This window comes from Bradyrhizobium ivorense (assembly GCF_900696085.1).
Lineage (GTDB): Bacteria > Pseudomonadota > Alphaproteobacteria > Rhizobiales > Xanthobacteraceae > Bradyrhizobium > Bradyrhizobium ivorense.
Genome location: NZ_CAADFC020000023.1, coordinates 150,931 through 166,218 on the forward strand (window position 1 = coordinate 150,931; position 15,288 = coordinate 166,218).

The 15,288-nt window shown below is 65.2% G+C and carries 14 protein-coding genes and 2 tRNA genes; 11 read left to right on the forward strand and 5 right to left on the reverse strand.

Annotated elements, in window-relative coordinates:
- Nucleotides 1-13: 13 nt before the first annotated feature.
- Nucleotides 14-1,279, reverse strand: a complete 1,266-nt coding sequence (locus tag CI41S_RS29385) for a multicopper oxidase family protein (protein WP_244622296.1) — start codon at nt 1,277-1,279, stop codon at nt 14-16.
- Between the two features lie 204 nt (nt 1,280-1,483).
- On the opposite strand from CI41S_RS29385, the gene CI41S_RS29390 reads away from it, so the two are divergent.
- From CI41S_RS29390 to lon, 5 genes are all read left to right on the forward strand, one after another.
- A tRNA-Leu gene (locus CI41S_RS29390) sits at nt 1,484-1,568 on the forward strand.
- Nucleotides 1,569-1,735: 167 nt separating this feature from the next.
- Nucleotides 1,736-3,097 carry a trigger factor gene (gene tig, locus CI41S_RS29395; protein ID WP_139483228.1) on the forward strand — a complete coding sequence of 454 codons (1,362 nt, stop codon included), beginning with the start codon at nt 1,736-1,738 and terminating at the stop codon, nt 3,095-3,097.
- Nucleotides 3,098-3,361: 264 nt separating this feature from the next.
- The gene (locus CI41S_RS29400; RefSeq protein WP_139483229.1) at nt 3,362-3,997 is read left to right on the forward strand and encodes an ATP-dependent Clp protease proteolytic subunit; all 636 of its coding nucleotides are present in this window, start codon (nt 3,362-3,364) and stop codon (nt 3,995-3,997) included.
- A 443-nt stretch (nt 3,998-4,440) separates the two neighbouring features.
- The gene (gene clpX / locus CI41S_RS29405; protein WP_024515407.1) at nt 4,441-5,715 is read left to right on the forward strand and encodes an ATP-dependent Clp protease ATP-binding subunit ClpX; all 1,275 of its coding nucleotides are present in this window, start codon (nt 4,441-4,443) and stop codon (nt 5,713-5,715) included.
- A gap of 323 nt (nt 5,716-6,038) precedes the next feature.
- A complete protein-coding gene (lon, locus tag CI41S_RS29410; RefSeq protein WP_139483230.1) occupies nt 6,039-8,462 on the forward strand; it encodes an endopeptidase La in 2,424 nt (807 codons plus the stop codon).
- Nucleotides 8,463-8,522: 60 nt separating this feature from the next.
- Here lon and CI41S_RS29415 read toward each other — a convergent pair whose 3' ends face one another.
- Entirely contained in the window at nt 8,523-9,734 is a 1,212-nt protein-coding gene (locus tag CI41S_RS29415; protein ID WP_210242720.1) for an MFS transporter, read from the reverse strand.
- Between the two features lie 13 nt (nt 9,735-9,747).
- Nucleotides 9,748-10,416: a GntR family transcriptional regulator gene (locus CI41S_RS29420; protein WP_139483232.1), complete on the reverse strand. Its 669-nt coding sequence runs from the start codon at nt 10,414-10,416 to the stop codon at nt 9,748-9,750.
- 175 nt (nt 10,417-10,591) lie between these two features.
- Here CI41S_RS29420 and CI41S_RS29425 point away from each other — a divergent pair, with 175 nt between their 5' ends.
- From CI41S_RS29425 to CI41S_RS29445, 5 genes are all read left to right on the forward strand, one after another.
- Entirely contained in the window at nt 10,592-10,996 is a 405-nt protein-coding gene (locus CI41S_RS29425) for a GFA family protein (protein WP_139483400.1), read from the forward strand.
- A gap of 55 nt (nt 10,997-11,051) precedes the next feature.
- Nucleotides 11,052-11,126: transfer RNA gene (locus CI41S_RS29430), tRNA-Val, on the forward strand.
- Nucleotides 11,127-11,311: 185 nt separating this feature from the next.
- A complete protein-coding gene (locus CI41S_RS29435) occupies nt 11,312-11,626 on the forward strand; it encodes a hypothetical protein (RefSeq protein WP_175607167.1) in 315 nt (104 codons plus the stop codon).
- Between the two features lie 22 nt (nt 11,627-11,648).
- Nucleotides 11,649-11,954, forward strand: a complete 306-nt coding sequence (locus CI41S_RS29440; RefSeq protein WP_139862723.1) for a YciI family protein — start codon at nt 11,649-11,651, stop codon at nt 11,952-11,954.
- Nucleotides 11,954-12,811 carry a class I SAM-dependent methyltransferase gene (locus CI41S_RS29445; protein ID WP_139862724.1) on the forward strand — a complete coding sequence of 286 codons (858 nt, stop codon included), beginning with the start codon at nt 11,954-11,956 and terminating at the stop codon, nt 12,809-12,811. Before CI41S_RS29440 ends, CI41S_RS29445 begins: the two co-directional genes overlap by 1 nt.
- 9 nt (nt 12,812-12,820) lie before the next feature.
- Here the strand turns inward: CI41S_RS29445 and CI41S_RS29450 are convergent, their stop codons facing one another.
- Together CI41S_RS29450 and CI41S_RS29455 are read right to left on the reverse strand one after the other, a co-directional pair.
- Complete coding sequence (locus tag CI41S_RS29450) at nt 12,821-14,053, reverse strand: lytic murein transglycosylase (protein WP_139862725.1); 1,233 nt, start codon at nt 14,051-14,053, stop codon at nt 12,821-12,823.
- Nucleotides 14,054-14,169: 116 nt separating this feature from the next.
- The gene (locus CI41S_RS29455; protein ID WP_430642101.1) at nt 14,170-14,748 is read right to left on the reverse strand and encodes a MarR family winged helix-turn-helix transcriptional regulator; all 579 of its coding nucleotides are present in this window, start codon (nt 14,746-14,748) and stop codon (nt 14,170-14,172) included.
- 53 nt (nt 14,749-14,801) lie between these two features.
- On the opposite strand from CI41S_RS29455, the gene CI41S_RS29460 reads away from it, so the two are divergent.
- Nucleotides 14,802-15,281: a carboxymuconolactone decarboxylase family protein gene (locus CI41S_RS29460; protein ID WP_139862726.1), complete on the forward strand. Its 480-nt coding sequence runs from the start codon at nt 14,802-14,804 to the stop codon at nt 15,279-15,281.
- Nucleotides 15,282-15,288: the final 7 nt, after the last annotated feature.

The following is a 15,288-nucleotide window of genomic DNA, read 5'->3' on the forward strand; positions in this document are numbered from 1 at the left end:
TTTCCTGTTGTCGTTATTGGACACTGTACCATCGCAGCAGCCGCGGCGCGGCCCAATCGGTCGCGACCTGCTCGATCAGATAGCGCCCGGGATATTCGGCGAGGAAGGCGACGCGCTGGGTCTGGCCGGGCTCGATCGCAAGCGTGTCGAGCCAGAACGGCTTCCAGCCGTCGTCGAGCCGGTCGAGCAGGCGGAAGTGATGGCCGTGCAGATGGAAAACGGTGGCAACCGTTGCGCGGTTGGCCAGGGCCAGCACGACGGGGCGTCCGGCCTTGGCCTGAAAGGCTGGCGCGGAAGATGGCTTGAACTCGGCCGGCTGAACCCAGTCGGCCGGCGCGCCGAGCGCGAGGTCGAACCGGGCGGCGGCCTTCAGGTCGAGCTGGGCCGGCAGGTCGTTGCCCGGCAGCGGCGGCGCCGGGGGAAACGGCGCGGGGCGCAGCGGCGGCTCGCCGGAGACCGTCAGCTTGCCGACCGGCCGGGCCTGCTTGCCGTCATGGAGCAGGATCAGAAAGCTGGTTCCGGCCGGGCCGACCGCGTCGACGAACACGTCGGTGCGGCTTCCCGGCGCCAGGACCAGCGCACCGTTGCGGGCCGGGAACGGCTCGGCGGGCTGGCCGTCGATCGCCATCACCCTGGTGTCGATGTTCTCCAGCTTGACCGCCAGCACGCTGCGTTGGCTGCCGTTGATAAACCGGAGTCTGAGGCGGGCGTTGGCCGGAGCCGAGAGTTCGAACGAGGATTTGCCGTTAAACGTATGAATCGGCGTGGTATCTTTCGGGTCGCTACCAGGCGGAACCGGCGTTCCATCGGCGCGCAGGCGCCACTCCTCGATCAGGACGATCTCGTCACGATCAAGCGCGACCGGCGAGTTGCCGGTCACGATCAGGGCGCGCGGCCGGGCCTGCAGGCTGCCATCGCCGAGCAGGCAGGGCTCGCACAGGAAGGTTCCGGCATGGCGAAGCGGGAGCTGGAAGGTATCCTTTGCCCCCGGGACGATCGGGGCGCGCGAGATCAGCGGCTGTGCGGCCGGCACTCCGTCGAGCCCGCGGCAATCGAGCGTGGCGCCGACCGCGAGCTCGTTGCCGAAGCTGACCTCGAGGGTCTCGCCGCGCTTGAAGCGGAGCTCGCCGCCGGCAAGCGAGACGACCGGCGTCTCGGGGCCGCCGGGGCGAAGCGCAAGGCGGTCGGCCTTGGCTTGCAAGGCGACCGCGGTCCGCCCTTGCGCCGAGCCTGTGGCCGGCCAGACCGGACAAAGCGCCGCGGCGCCGATGGCGGTCATCAGCTCGCGTCGGGTGAGGGTAAAATCAGGGCTTGATACGGGACTTGCCATCGGGCCGATGCGGACCATTTTCAGTTAAGCCTGTCCAGTCGCGATCAGTCGCAGCGCAGCTTGCATAACGGCCATTTTTTTGCTGCGAACCGGTGGGCGCATGCTATAAGCCCGGCCGCCCGCGGCATCGCGGCCGGAGTGGATGCTTTTCACGCGGGCGTGGCGGAACTGGTAGACGCGCTGGATTTAGGTTCCAGTGACGAAAGTTGTGGGGGTTCGAGTCCCTCCGCCCGCACCAAGCGCTTACAGCGTTTGCATGACGATTCCTTGGAGAACCTTGAGCCTCACGCGGGCCGCGGGTTCACCGAACCACCGGCGTCAGGCTTGAACAGGCCGCGCGTCGACTTGATTGAACACTGCGACGGTCCGCAAGGCCCGTGGCGAAAGCGGAAGAAGATTGACACCATGCAGGTCACCGAGACCCTCAACGAGGGACTGAAGCACGAATTCAAGATCAGCGTTCCGGCATCCGATCTCGATGCCAAGGCGGGCGCCAAGCTGGTCGACCTCAAGGACAAGGTCCGTCTCAACGGCTTCCGTCCCGGCAAGGTGCCGGTCGCGCATCTGAAGAAGATCTACGGCCGCTCGGTGATGGCCGAGACCATCGACCAGACCATCAGCGACACCAACAAGCAGATCTTCACCGACCGCGGCTTCCGCCTTGCCGGCGAGCCGAAGATCACGATGCCGACCGAGAAGGCCGAGGTCGAGGATCTGCTGTCGGGCAAGACCGACCTGACCTACACGGTCGCGATCGAGGTGGTGCCGCCGATCACGCTCGCCGACTTCAAGACCTTCTCGGTCGAGAAGCCGGTGGTCGAGGTCTCCGATGCCGATGTCGATGACGGCATCAAGCGCGTCGCCGAAGGCGGCCGTCCGTACAATGCCAAGGCCGAGGGCGCCAAGGCGGAGCAGGGCGACCGCGTCACCATCAACTTCAAGGGCACCATCAACGGCGAGGCCTTCGAGGGCGGCACCGGTGAGGGCATCCAGGTCGTGATCGGCGCCGGCCAGTTCATCCCCGGCTTCGAGGAGCAGCTGATCGGTATCGGCACCGGCGAGACCAAGACGCTGAAGGTCTCGTTCCCGAAGAACTATCTCAACGACAAGCTCGCCGGCCAGCCGGCGGAGTTCGAGACCACCGCGACGCTGATCGAGGCGCCCGGCGAGACCAAGATCGACGACGAATTCGCCAAGACGCTTGGCCTCGAGTCGCTCGACAAGCTGAAGGAACTGATGCGCGAGCGTCTGAAGGCCGAGTTCGCCGGCGCCACCCGCCAGCGCGTCAAGCGCGCGCTGCTCGACCGTCTCGACGAGAGCCACAAGTTCGAGGCGCCGCCGTCGCTGGTCGACGAAGAGTTCAACCTGATGTGGAACTCGATCAAGGCCGAGATGGATTCGTCCAACAAGACCTTCGCCGACGAGAACACCACCGAGGAGGCCGCCAAGGAGGAATACCGGGCGATCGCCGACCGCCGCGTCCGCCTCGGCCTCGTGCTGTCGGAGATCGGCGAGAAGAACAAGATCACCGTGACCGACGACGAGATCTCGCGCGCCGTGATCGAGCGCGCCCGCCAGATGCCGGGCCGCGAGAAGGAGGTCTGGGACTACTACCGCAGCAACGCCCAGGCGCTGGCCCAGCTGCGCGCCCCGATCTACGAGGACAAGGTGGTCGACTTCATCCTGGAGCTCGCCAACGTGACCGAGAAGAAGGTCACCAAGGAAGAGCTGTTCAAGGATGAAGACGCTGAGAAAACTGCCGCCTAATCGCGGCACCTCGCGTTAATGATGTACCGAGAAAGCCGGCCTGCGACGGATTGCCGTCGCTAGGCGGGGCGGGTCGAATCAGCTTGAAGTTCGACCCGAACTCCCGACCTGCCCGGGTGGCTAGTGCCGGTCTTGTCGGCCGGAAATTGGCCTATATCTGGGTTAAGCCTCAAGGTAAGCCTTAAGGCAAATTCGCCTAAGACCAAGCCTTGAGACCAAGTCGTTCAGACGTCCTGCATCACCCCTAACCCCAGGGTCCTTCCAATGCGCGATCCCGTTGAAACCTACATGAACCTCGTCCCGATGGTCGTCGAGCAGACCAATCGCGGTGAACGCGCCTACGACATCTTCTCGCGCCTGTTGAAGGAGCGCATCATCTTCGTGACCGGCCCGGTGGAAGACGGCATGTCGACGCTGATCGTCGCCCAGCTGCTGTTCCTCGAGGCCGAGAATCCGAAGAAGGAAATCTCGATGTACATCAACTCGCCGGGCGGCGTGGTGACGTCGGGCCTTGCGATCTATGACACGATGCAGTTCATCCGTCCGCCGGTGTCGACGCTGTGCACCGGCCAGGCGGCCTCGATGGGCTCGCTGCTGCTCGCGGCCGGCGAGAAGGACATGCGCTTCACGCTGCCGAATTCCCGCATCATGGTGCATCAGCCCTCCGGCGGCTTCCAGGGCCAGGCCACCGACATCATGCTGCACGCCCAGGAAATCCTGAATCTCAAGAAGCGCCTCAACGAGATCTACGTGAAGCACACCGGCCAGACCTACAAGGCGATCGAGGACGCGCTCGAGCGCGACAAGTTCCTCACCGCCGACGATGCCAAGGCGTTCGGCCTGGTCGACAAGGTGATCGACAAGCGTCCCGACGACCCGGCAAGCGCGAAGGCCGCTTGAGTCAGGGCAGGCATCCCGGGGCGTCGGTGTGATCTTCACATTGACGCCTCACATAACCGGCAAACACGCCGGCGGACCCGCCCGCAAGTGCACGGGCATGGGCAGAAAGTTCCGCTTTCGTGCTCGTTTGCCGGCGTGGCAATCCCGCAACGTTCCGTGGATTTCGACGCGTATTCCACGTGCGATCGTTGAAAATCACGGTATTGTCACGGTCTTGAGCTGGCCCCCCGATTAGCGAATTCTTGATAGTCGGGTGCCAGCATGGTTGGCTGTGACGCATCGGCTATGATCGCGGGGGATTCGAATAAACCGTGATTCGCACGGTCAGTATTGCGTAGGGTCTTTTTTGGTACGGAATTTGCTCTATCTACCCAAAAGCTCCGGTTTGGTGCCGGATTGGGTCGATCTGGCAAACGAGATCGAACGGCGGACGGAGATAATGGATGAGTAAGGTCGGCACGAGCGACTCCAAGAACACGCTATACTGCTCGTTCTGCGGCAAGAGCCAGCATGAAGTTCGCAAGCTGATTGCCGGACCGACTGTCTTCATTTGCGACGAATGCGTCGAACTCTGCATGGACATCATCCGTGAGGAGAACAAGTCCTCGCTGGTGAAGTCGCGCGACGGCATCCCGACGCCGAAGGAAATTTGCAAGGTGCTGGACGACTACGTGATCGGCCAGAGCCATGCCAAGAAGGTGCTGTCGGTTGCTGTGCACAACCACTACAAGCGCCTTAACCATCAGACCAAGCACAACGACGTCGAGCTCGCGAAGTCGAACATCCTGCTGATCGGTCCGACCGGCTCGGGCAAGACGCTGCTGGCGCAGACGCTGGCGCGCATTCTCGATGTGCCGTTTACCATGGCCGACGCGACGACGCTGACCGAGGCCGGCTACGTCGGCGAGGACGTCGAGAACATCATCCTGAAGCTGCTGCAGGCGGCCGACTACAACGTCGAGCGCGCGCAGCGCGGCATCGTCTACATCGACGAAATCGACAAGATCAGCCGCAAGTCGGACAATCCTTCGATCACCCGCGACGTGTCGGGCGAGGGCGTCCAGCAGGCGCTGCTGAAGATCATGGAAGGCACGGTGGCGTCGGTGCCCCCGCAGGGCGGCCGCAAGCATCCGCAGCAGGAGTTCCTGCAGGTGGATACCACCAACATCCTGTTCATCTGCGGCGGCGCCTTCTCGGGCCTCGAGAAGATCATCTCCGCGCGCGGCCGTTCGACCTCGATCGGCTTCGCGGCGCAGGTGCTCGCGCCGGAGGATCGCCGCACCGGCGAGATCTTCCGCCACGTCGAGCCCGAGGATCTCCTGAAGTACGGCCTGATCCCGGAATTCGTCGGCCGTCTGCCGGTGGTTGCGACGCTGGAAGACCTCGACGAGGCCTCGCTGAAGAAGATCCTGACCGATCCGAAGAACGCGCTGGTCAAGCAGTACCAGCGCCTGTTCGAGATGGAGAACATCGAGCTGACCTTCGCCGACGAGGCGCTTGGCGCGGTCGCCCGCAAGGCGATCGAGCGCAAGACCGGCGCCCGCGGCCTGCGGTCGATCCTGGAGAGCATCCTGCTCGAGACCATGTTCGACCTCCCGGGGCTCGAAGGCGTCGAGGAAGTCGTGATCTCGCGCGAGGTGGTCGAGGGAACGGCGCGTCCGCTTTACATCTACGCGGATCGTTCCGACCGTGCGGTCGAGAGCAGCGCCAGCGCCTGAGCGCGCGCGCCAAAGCCTTGCCAAAAATGCACGGCTGCCGGTCGTTCCGGCAGCCGCTGTCATGTCGCCGCGCCGCTAGTTTCGCGCAGCAGCAAATGCTTGTTTAGCCCTGAATTTCCGGGCACTTCTCAGACTTGACTCCCCTGTGCCCGATAGCCACCTAATGCTATCGGTGACGGGCCTCATGTGTTGAGATTCGTCGCTTCACGAGACGGAAAAAGAGCGGCCCAAGACGCCTTACTTATTCCGGATCATCAAGGCACCTTGTGGCGGTTGCGCGAGCGCGGGCTGCGTGCAAGGGGGCAAAACAAGAGGATTAGGCCATGACGACTTCCAAACCCCGGCCAACGATTATCCACGGCGAAAGCCATTCCTATCCGGTGCTGCCGCTCCGCGACATCGTCGTCTTCCCGCACATGATCGTGCCTCTGTTCGTCGGCCGCGAGAAATCGATCCGCGCGCTCGAAGAGGTGATGAAGAACGACGCGCTGATCATGCTCGCGACGCAGAAGAACGCGTCCGATGACGATCCGGCACCCGACTCGATTTACGAGACCGGTACACTTGCCAGCGTCCTGCAGCTGTTGAAGCTGCCCGATGGCACCGTGAAGGTGCTGGTCGAAGGGCTCGAGCGTGCGCGCGTCCAGAGCTATTCCGACCGCAGCGAGTATTACGAAGCGACCGCGGTCGCGCTCGAAGACACCGACGCCAACTCGGTTGAAGCCGAGGCGCTGGCGCGTTCGGTCGTGTCCGACTTCGAAAACTATGTGAAGCTGAACAAGAAGATCTCCGCCGAGGTCGTCGGCGTTGTTCAGGCGATCACCGATTTCGCCAAGCTCGGCGACACCGTCGCCTCGCACCTAGCCGTGAAGATCGCCGACCGGCAGGGCATCCTGGAGACGTTGTCCGTCACGCAGCGCCTGGAGAAGGTGCTCGGCCTGATGGAGAGCGAGATCTCGGTGCTGCAGGTCGAGAAGCGCATCCGCTCGCGCGTCAAGCGCCAGATGGAGAAGACCCAGCGCGAATATTACCTGAACGAGCAGATGAAGGCGATCCAGAAGGAGCTCGGCGACGACGAAGGTCGCGACGAGCTGGCCGATCTGGAGGAGAAGATCTCCAAGACCAAGCTTTCCAAGGAAGCGCGCGAGAAGGCCCAGCACGAACTCAAGAAGCTGCGCCAGATGTCGCCGATGTCCGCGGAAGCGACCGTTGTGCGCAACTATCTGGATTGGCTGCTGTCGATTCCGTGGGGCAAGAAGTCCAAGGTCAAGAAGGACCTCGAGGCCGCGCAGGCGGTGCTGGACTCTGATCACTACGGGCTCGAGAAGGTCAAGGACCGCATCGTCGAGTATCTCGCGGTGCAGTCGCGCGCCAACAAGCTGACCGGACCGATCCTGTGCCTGGTCGGACCTCCCGGCGTCGGCAAGACCTCGCTCGGCAAGTCGATCGCGAAGGCGACCGGCCGCGAGTTCGTGCGCGTGTCGCTCGGCGGCGTGCGTGACGAGGCCGAGATCCGCGGTCACCGCCGCACCTATATCGGCTCGATGCCCGGCAAGATCATCCAGTCGATGCGCAAGGCGAAGACCTCGAATCCGCTGTTCCTGCTGGACGAGATCGACAAGATGGGCGCCGATTTCCGCGGCGATCCGTCGTCGGCGCTGCTCGAGGTTTTGGACCCCGAGCAGAACTCGACGTTCAACGACCACTACCTCGAGGTCGACTACGACCTGTCCAACGTGATGTTCATCACGACCGCGAATACGCTGAATATTCCGGGCCCGCTGATGGACCGCATGGAGATCATCCGGATCGCCGGCTACACCGAGAACGAGAAGGTCGAGATCGCGCGCAAGCACCTGATCCCGTCCGCGCTCTCCAAGCACGGTCTGGACTCCAAGGAATGGTCGATCGACGACGCGGCCTTGCTGCTGATGATCCGCCGCTACACCCGCGAAGCGGGCGTGCGCAACCTGGAGCGTGAGCTTTCGACACTCGCCCGCAAGGCGGTGAAGGAGCTGATGATCTCCAAGAAGAAGTCGGTGAAGGTGACCGAGGCGAACATCGAGGAGTTCCTCGGTGTGCCGAAGTACCGCTTCGGCGAGATCGACAGCGAAGATCAGGTCGGCATCGTCACGGGGCTTGCCTGGACCGATGTCGGCGGCGAGCTGCTGACCATCGAAGGCGTCATGATGCCCGGCAAGGGCAAGATGACCGTCACGGGCAATCTGCGCGACGTGATGAAGGAGTCGATCTCGGCGGCGGCGTCCTACGTCCGCTCGCGCGCGATCAACTACGGCATCGAGCCGCCGATGTTCGATCGCCGCGACATCCACGTGCACGTGCCGGAGGGCGCAACGCCGAAGGACGGTCCGTCCGCAGGCGTGGCGATGGCCACTGCGATTATCTCGGTCATGACCGGCATTCCGGTCCGCCACGATGTCGCGATGACCGGCGAGATCACGCTGCGTGGTCGTGTGCTGCCGATCGGCGGTCTGAAGGAGAAGCTGCTGGCTGCCGCACGCGGTGGCATCAAGACGGTGCTGATCCCCGAGGACAACGCCAAGGATCTCACCGAGATCTCCGATGCGATCAAGGGCGGCATGGACATCATCCCGGTCTCGCGGCTGGACGAGGTCGTCGCCAAGGCGCTGACCCGCGTGCCGACGCCGATCGTCTGGGAAGAGGAGACCAAGGTCGACGTCAAGCCCGACGCTTCGGATGAAGCCAGCGGCCTGACGGCGCACTGAGCGAGCTCTTTCGACAAGCAATCAAACGGCGCCTTCGGGCGCCGTTTTCGTTTCACGCGGCTAGCGCTTCCCTTCGACCATCCAATTGCCGATTGCGCCGAGCGCCATCAGCACGCTGGTGCCGAGGAACACCGCTGGCATGCCGATATGGCCGCCGACGAATCCGCCGGCGAGCGGGCCGATCACCTGGCCGGCATATTGCGCCGACACCGAATAGCCGAGCATGCTGCCGGTGACCGCATCCGGCACGTTGTGCCTGATCACGCTGGCGATGCAGGGCAGCAGGCCGCCGAGCGCCAGGCCCATCAGGAAGCGCAGCAGGATCAATTGCCAGCCGCTGGTCACGAAGGCTTGCGGGATCAAGAGCACCGCCGAGACTGCGAGGCAGATGATGATGATGCGCCAGTGGCCGACGCGATCGGCGAGCTTGCCGAGATGCGATGACGACAGCAGGCTGCCGAACGCCGCCGCCGACATCACGAGGCCGGCGACGAACGTCACCTGCGGCGCTTCCACCAATTGCGCGACATAGACCGTGATGATCGGCTCGATCGACATGTTGGCGATCATCAGCAGCAGGCCTGTTACCCACATCGCGATCAGCGGCCGCTTGTCGGGGACCAGCGCCCAGCCGCCGCGCGCTTTGCTGCCGCGCGCCGTCTTCGGCCGTGGTCCCTCGCGGAGCAGGAAGGTGGTGGCGAGGAAAGTGATGAAGATGACGCCGCCGATCAGGAAGAAGCTGGCGCGGATACCGATCAAAGGCGGCAGGATGCCGCCGACCAGAGGCCCGACCAGGCTGCCGGCCGTGATGCCGGCGGACAAGACGCCGATCGCCCAGCCCGAGCGCGCCTTCGGCGTCTGCGCCGCGACCAGCACGGTCGAGCCCGAGGCGTAGCCACCGAGCAGGCCGGTCAGGAGCCGCAGCCCGACTAGCTCATAGACATTGTGCGCCATGCCCATCAGCGACATCGCGATCGCCATGCCGAGACTGGCGCGGATCAGCATCAGCTTGCGGCCGTAACGGTCGGCGAGCCGTCCCCACAGCGGCGCGGTCAGCGCGGCCGAGAAAAAGGTGGCACCGTAAGCTATGCCCGACCACTGAACGATGGCGGCGTGATCCGACACGCCGAGTTGCTCGACATAGAGCGGCAGGAACGGCAGCAGCAGCGTCATGCCGACAATGGTGGTGAAGGAGCCGACCACGCAGACGATCAGGTTGCGTTTCCACGGGCCGGCCTCGAGCGCCGCCTCGCGGTCGATCTCAATGTTCACGTGAGCATCCATGTCAGCGCAGCCCGATCACGGCGAAGCCGCGCGCCTTGAGGCCGCGGCGGTCCTCGTTCAGCGAGCGCAGCAGGCGGTCGCGGGTGTCGCGGATATGATCGGCCGCCTCGCGCGCCGCGGCGTCCGGATCGTTCGCCTTGATGAATGAGAGGATGCGCCGGTGCTCGGCCCAGGCCTGCTCGCGCGACGGCTCGGTCCACACCTCCAGCCAGCGCGCCCGCGACAGCCTTGTCATGGCGCCAGCGATCGCCTTGACGATGAACGGATTGCCGGAGAGGCGCGCGATCTCGACATGGAAATCGGTGCCAACGCGGTGCCATTCCTCGCGCGGCGCGCCCGACTGGCAGGCGTCGAGCATCGCCTCGATCGCGGCGATATCGGCCTCACCGGCGCGCGCGCAGGCGAGACGGACCGCAGTCGTCTCCAACGGCAGGCGGAATTCGGCCAGTGCCTCGAGTTCGCCGAGATCGATCGGCGCCACGATCCAGTTGCGGCCGTCGCGGCGCACCAGCTCTTCGCCCTCGAGGCGCACCAATGCGGCCCGGATCGGCGTGCGCGATCCCTCGAAGCGGCTCTCCAGCCAGCGCTCGGTCAGCCGTTCGCCCGGGCCGAGGTCGAGCGAAAGGATCATCTCGCGCAGCTGGTCGTGGATCTGGAGCATCTGGGACATGCGCGGGCCTGCGGAAAACAGTGAAATCTCGGATTCTACCCGGATATCCCGAATTGGTATCCCAGACAATCCCATTTCGGGATACCAGGGATGGCCGTTCGCGGTAACCGGCGGCGTGGAACGGGCCGGCGAGGACACCATTTTCCCGGAGCGGAGACAGGAGGAGGGACACGCGATGCAGATCGACGGGCAGTGCCACTGCGGCGCCGTGACCTATCAGGCCGAGATCGATCCCGAACGCGTATCGATCTGCCATTGCACGGACTGCCAGACCCTGACCGGCTCGCCCTATCGGGTCACGGTGATCTGCGCCGGCGAGCAGGTCCGGCTGACCGGACGGGCGCCAAAGGTCTACGGCAAGCGCGGCGACAACGGCCAAATCCGCTTCCAGCATTTTTGCGGCGAGTGCGGCTCACCGCTGTTCACCAGCGGCGAGGTCGGCGGGCCCGACGATTGGGGCATCCGCTGGGGCAGCATCCGCCAGCGCGAGCAGCTATCCCCGAAGCGGCAAATCTGGTGCCGCTCGGCCGCGCCGTGGATCAACGATCTCGCGGGGGTGCCGGGGCGCCCGGCCGATTGAGCCGGCCACCTTGCGCGGCGGGGGCGGGCGAGGCTAAAGAGGCGCGACAAGGCAGGGGCGGTTAGCTCAGCGGTAGAGCACTGGTTTTACACACCATTGGTCGGGAGTTCGATCCTCTCACCGCCCACCAGCCTTCGCCCTGCGGGCTACGGCTCGGCAGGCCAGCCTTCGCCGGAACAATTGCCACTTGCTCTATCGCGGGCGAGGGTTGTCGCAGCGAAGCTCGAAGAGCGTAGGCGGACTTTCTCCTTGTCCGACTCTCGTCATTGTTTTCGCGCAGATGATATGATCGTTGCACAACCGGGAACTTGATCCATGCGCATCATCGCCGTCGCCTTCCTTTTGTCCCTGATCGCCGGACCTGTCTTGGCGCAGGACCACATCCAGCAGTATCGCGAAGAGGAAAAGGAGAAGACGCAGGCGCAGAAGGCCGAAGAGCAGCGCGCCCAGCGCGCCTACCAGCGTTCGCTCGGAAATGTGCCGGACCAGAAGCAGGCCGATCCATGGGGCATTGCGCGCACCGACAGCGCGGCAAAAAATCCGCCCAAGGCCGAGGCCAGGTCGGAGGCCAAGTCCGCGGCGAAGACGGCCGCGCCGAAGCACGCAAAGCCCGCCAACGCCGCCAATTGACCTCGCGCTCCGGGCCAGCTCGATGAAGTACTACGTCTGCAGGTTGACCGGTCCGCGTCCGACCTTTCCGCAGGACATCACGCCGCAGGAAGCCGCGATCATGCAGGCGCATGTCGCCTATTGCGGCGAGCTGCTGCGCGCCGGCAAGGCGCTGGTGTTCGGCCCCGTGGCCGATCCCGCCGGCCTCTGGGGCCTTGGCGTGCTGCAACTGCCCGACGATGCCGATCCGCAGGACATCGTCGCCAACGATCCCGTCACCAAGGCCAATGCCGGGTTCACCTACCAGGTGATGCCGATGCTGCGCGCCGCGACCAAAGAGACCTGCTGATGGATACGTCCCAGGGCCACGAGCACAACGCCGACCAGATCGCCTATTGGAACGGCCCCGGCGGCGAGCGCTGGGCGAAGCGGCAGGCCGCGCAGGACATCGTGCTCAAGCCGGTGCTCGATCTCCTGGTCGACCGCGCAGCGCCGCAAGCCGGCGAGCGCGTCGTCGATGTCGGCTGCGGCAGCGGGGCCTCGAGCTTTGCGCTCGCGGCGAAGGTCGCGCCAGACGGCCGGGTGTTCGGCGTCGACGTCTCCGAGCCGATGCTGACGCGGGCGCGGCAGAGCGTGCCGTCCGGATTGCCGGTCGAATTCGCGCTCGCCGATGCCACCGTGTATCCGTTCGCGCCGGAAAGTTTTGACCTGCTGGCCTCGCGCTTCGGCGTGATGTTCTTCGCCGATCCGGTGTTGTCGTTCGCCAATCTGCACAAGGCGATGCGAAAGAGCGGGCGGCTCGCCTTCGTCTGCTGGCAGGAGCCGCGCGAAAATCCGTTCTTCATGGCGCCGCTGCAGGCGGTCTATCAGCATGTGCCGAAAATGCCGCCGGTCGGCCCCGAGGATCCTGGTCCGTTCGCCTTCGCCTCAGAAGCGCGGGTGACGCGGATCCTGAGCGAAGCCGGATTCTCGCGCATCGCCATGGAGCCGTGCCGGGTCGAGCTCGATATCGCGACCGGGCGCGGCATCGATGCGGCGGTGCAGAGCGCGCTCGAGATCGGTCCAGCCAGCCGTGCGCTGGACGGGCACCCCGACGACGTCCGCGCCGCCGCCACCGCATCGATACGCGAGGCGCTGACGCCGTTTGCGAAGGGTGACGCCGTGCTGCTGCCGGGCGCGATCTGGATCGTGACCGCGCGGGCGTGACGCCGCGCCTCAGCCGCCCTGCCTGAGCCGCGCCAGCACTTTCAATCCGCCATAGCCGTCGGCGGGCAAGAGGCCCGCCTTGGTCTGAAAGTCCTTGATCGCCTTCATGGTGTCGTTGCCGACGCGGCCGTCGGTGCCGCCGGTGTCGAAGCCGGCCTTGGTGAGACGCGTCTGCATCTCCTGCACTTCGGCGAGCGTCAGCGCGCGTTCCGAGCCGGGGAACGGCTGGATGAAGGGCGGTGCGCCGAGGCAGCGATCGCCGAGATGGCAGATCGCCAGCGCATAGTTCATCGACGGGTTGTAGCTCTTCACCGAATAGAAGTTCGGCCCGAGCAGGAAGGCGGGGCCGCCCGCCACGGGAATCCAGAGCTGCGCCGAGGCATTTGGCTGCGGGAACGGCTGGCCGTCGGCCCTGACGACGCCGGCGCTCGCCCAGGCCGCATAGCTGCGGCTGCCGCTGCCGCCACCGGAGGCGCGCACCTCGTAGCCCCAGTGCTCGCCGCGATGCCACTTGCCGCGGTTGATCAGGTACTTTGCGGTCGAGCCCAGCGCGTCGTCGGGCCGGCCGAACGGCGATACCTTGCCGTCGCCGTCATAGTCGAAGCCGACATTGAGCCAGACCTCCGGCATCCATTGCGAATGGCCCATCGCGCCGGCCCAGGAGCCGTTCATCTCGTCGGGCGTGCTCCAGCCGCGCTGCACGATCTTCATCGCGTTGATCAGCTCGGTCTCCCAATAGGCCTTGCGCCGCGGCTCGTTCCAGGCGAGCGCGGCGAGCGAGGGAAACACCGGCGTCATGTGGTTCTGCTGCACCAAGGGATCGCCATAGGCGGACTCAACGCCCCACAGCGCGAGCAGCGTGCCGCGCTCGACGCCGAAGTCGCGCTCGATCCGCGCGAACAGCGCCTCGTTCTTCTTCAGCGCCTCGCGGCCATGGATCACGCGCCAGTCGGAGACGCGGCGGTTGATGTACTGCCAGATCTGCTCGTGGAATTCCGGCTGGTTGCGCATCTGCCGGAACACGCTCATGTCGGGCTCGACCCGTCCCATGCAGCGATTCCAGGTCGCGTCCGAGATGCCCTTCGCGGCCGCGCGGGCGCGAAAATTCTCGCGCCATTGATCGAAGCCGGGCGGCGTGGCCGCCAGCGCCCCAAACGGATCGGCCAGCATGGCGCCGGCCGCAAGGCCCGCCTTCAGCACGGCGCGGCGGGTGGGGGACTTTGGAGAATCAGGCTGTTTCATATGGCCAGCTTAATGGCGCCGATGGGGTGAGCCAAAAGCCACGACGCCGCAGAATCACTATTTGAGCATGACCTTGTCGGAAAACCGGTACCGGCTTTTCCGGGTCATGCTCTAGTCTAGCTATCCTGCAAATCTGTGGCGATTTTTGACAGCCATTGCCGGACCACGCGCTCGCTTTTGGCATCCAGGCTGGCCGCCAGCCGCCGCTCCTGGGCCTTGGCGATCTGCCGGCATTTTTCCAAGAGCGTGGTTCCATGGCTGGTCAGCGTCCACTGCAGCACCCGGCCGTGGACCGGGTGCGGCGTCTTGCGGATCGCGCCGTCGCGCTCGAGGTTCTTGATGATCACGCTGACGGTCTGCGGCGTCAGGATCGCAACCCGCGCCAGATCAGCGCCTGACAGCCCCGGATAGGCCTTCAGCATGGTCAGCACCACGAATTGCGGCGAGGTAACGCCGAGGCGCGCCAGCGCGCGCTCCATCGACAGCCGCGAGGCGCCATGCGCCTGGCGCAGCAGATAGGCGAGGTAGCCCTGTTCGCCGCGCTTGCCCTCGCCGGGCGGCGGCACGGAGACGGCGAGCATGGTTTCCGCGCTCGGTGCCGGTGCCGCTGCGGCCTTGCCGGCCGCTTTCCCTCGTTTGCGCATTGCCGCCATGCCGCCCGCTGCTGCCCTTGCCGATGCCTGCGTCTTGCCCATCATATCAGTGCTCTGATAATATCTCAGAACACTGATAACATGAGGCCGCCCCGATGTCACATGCGCGCAAGGAATACATCGATTTCGAGAAGCTCGCCCCCGACGTGTTCGCCGCGGTGCGTGCGCTCGGACAGTTCGCGGCCAAGGCCGGCCTCGACAAGCAGCTGCTCGAACTGGTCAAGCTGCGCGCCTCGCAGATCAACGGCTGCGCGTTCTGCGTGCAGTATCACATCCTGCAGGGCGAGAGCCTCGGCGTGCCCACCGACAAGCTGAACCTCGTCGTGGTGTGGCGCGAGGCGCCGCAATTCTCGGCCCGCGAGCGCGCGGCGCTGGCCTGGACCGAGGCGCTGACGACGCTGCCGAACGGCGTCAGCGACGAGATTTATGCGGAGGTCTCTGCGCAATTCTCCGAGCAGGAGCTGACCTATCTCACCTCGGCGATCGCCTCGATCAACGTCTGGAACCGGTTCGGCGCCGCCTATCGCTGGACGCCGCCGCCGCGCCGGCAGCAGGCGGACGCAGCCGCGTCGTAAGGTCGGC

Bases quoted from the DNA above. Each gene is read 5' to 3' on its own strand.
- CI41S_RS29385 (WP_244622296.1), bottom strand. From the start codon at position 1,279: ATGACCGCCATCGGCGCCGCGGCGCTTTGTCCGGTCTGGCCGGCCACA.
- tig (WP_139483228.1), top strand. From the start codon at position 1,736: ATGCAGGTCACCGAGACCCTCAACGAGGGACTGAAGCACGAATTCAAG.
- CI41S_RS29400 (WP_139483229.1), top strand. From the start codon at position 3,362: ATGCGCGATCCCGTTGAAACCTACATGAACCTCGTCCCGATGGTCGTC.
- clpX (WP_024515407.1), top strand. From the start codon at position 4,441: ATGAGTAAGGTCGGCACGAGCGACTCCAAGAACACGCTATACTGCTCG.
- lon (WP_139483230.1), top strand. From the start codon at position 6,039: ATGACGACTTCCAAACCCCGGCCAACGATTATCCACGGCGAAAGCCAT.
- CI41S_RS29420 (WP_139483232.1), bottom strand. From the start codon at position 10,416: ATGTCCCAGATGCTCCAGATCCACGACCAGCTGCGCGAGATGATCCTT.
- CI41S_RS29425 (WP_139483400.1), top strand. From the start codon at position 10,592: ATGCAGATCGACGGGCAGTGCCACTGCGGCGCCGTGACCTATCAGGCC.
- CI41S_RS29435 (WP_175607167.1), top strand. From the start codon at position 11,312: ATGCGCATCATCGCCGTCGCCTTCCTTTTGTCCCTGATCGCCGGACCT.
- CI41S_RS29440 (WP_139862723.1), top strand. From the start codon at position 11,649: ATGAAGTACTACGTCTGCAGGTTGACCGGTCCGCGTCCGACCTTTCCG.
- CI41S_RS29445 (WP_139862724.1), top strand. From the start codon at position 11,954: ATGGATACGTCCCAGGGCCACGAGCACAACGCCGACCAGATCGCCTAT.
- CI41S_RS29450 (WP_139862725.1), bottom strand. From the start codon at position 14,053: ATGAAACAGCCTGATTCTCCAAAGTCCCCCACCCGCCGCGCCGTGCTG.
- CI41S_RS29455 (WP_430642101.1), bottom strand. From the start codon at position 14,748: ATGGGCAAGACGCAGGCATCGGCAAGGGCAGCAGCGGGCGGCATGGCG.
- CI41S_RS29460 (WP_139862726.1), top strand. From the start codon at position 14,802: ATGTCACATGCGCGCAAGGAATACATCGATTTCGAGAAGCTCGCCCCC.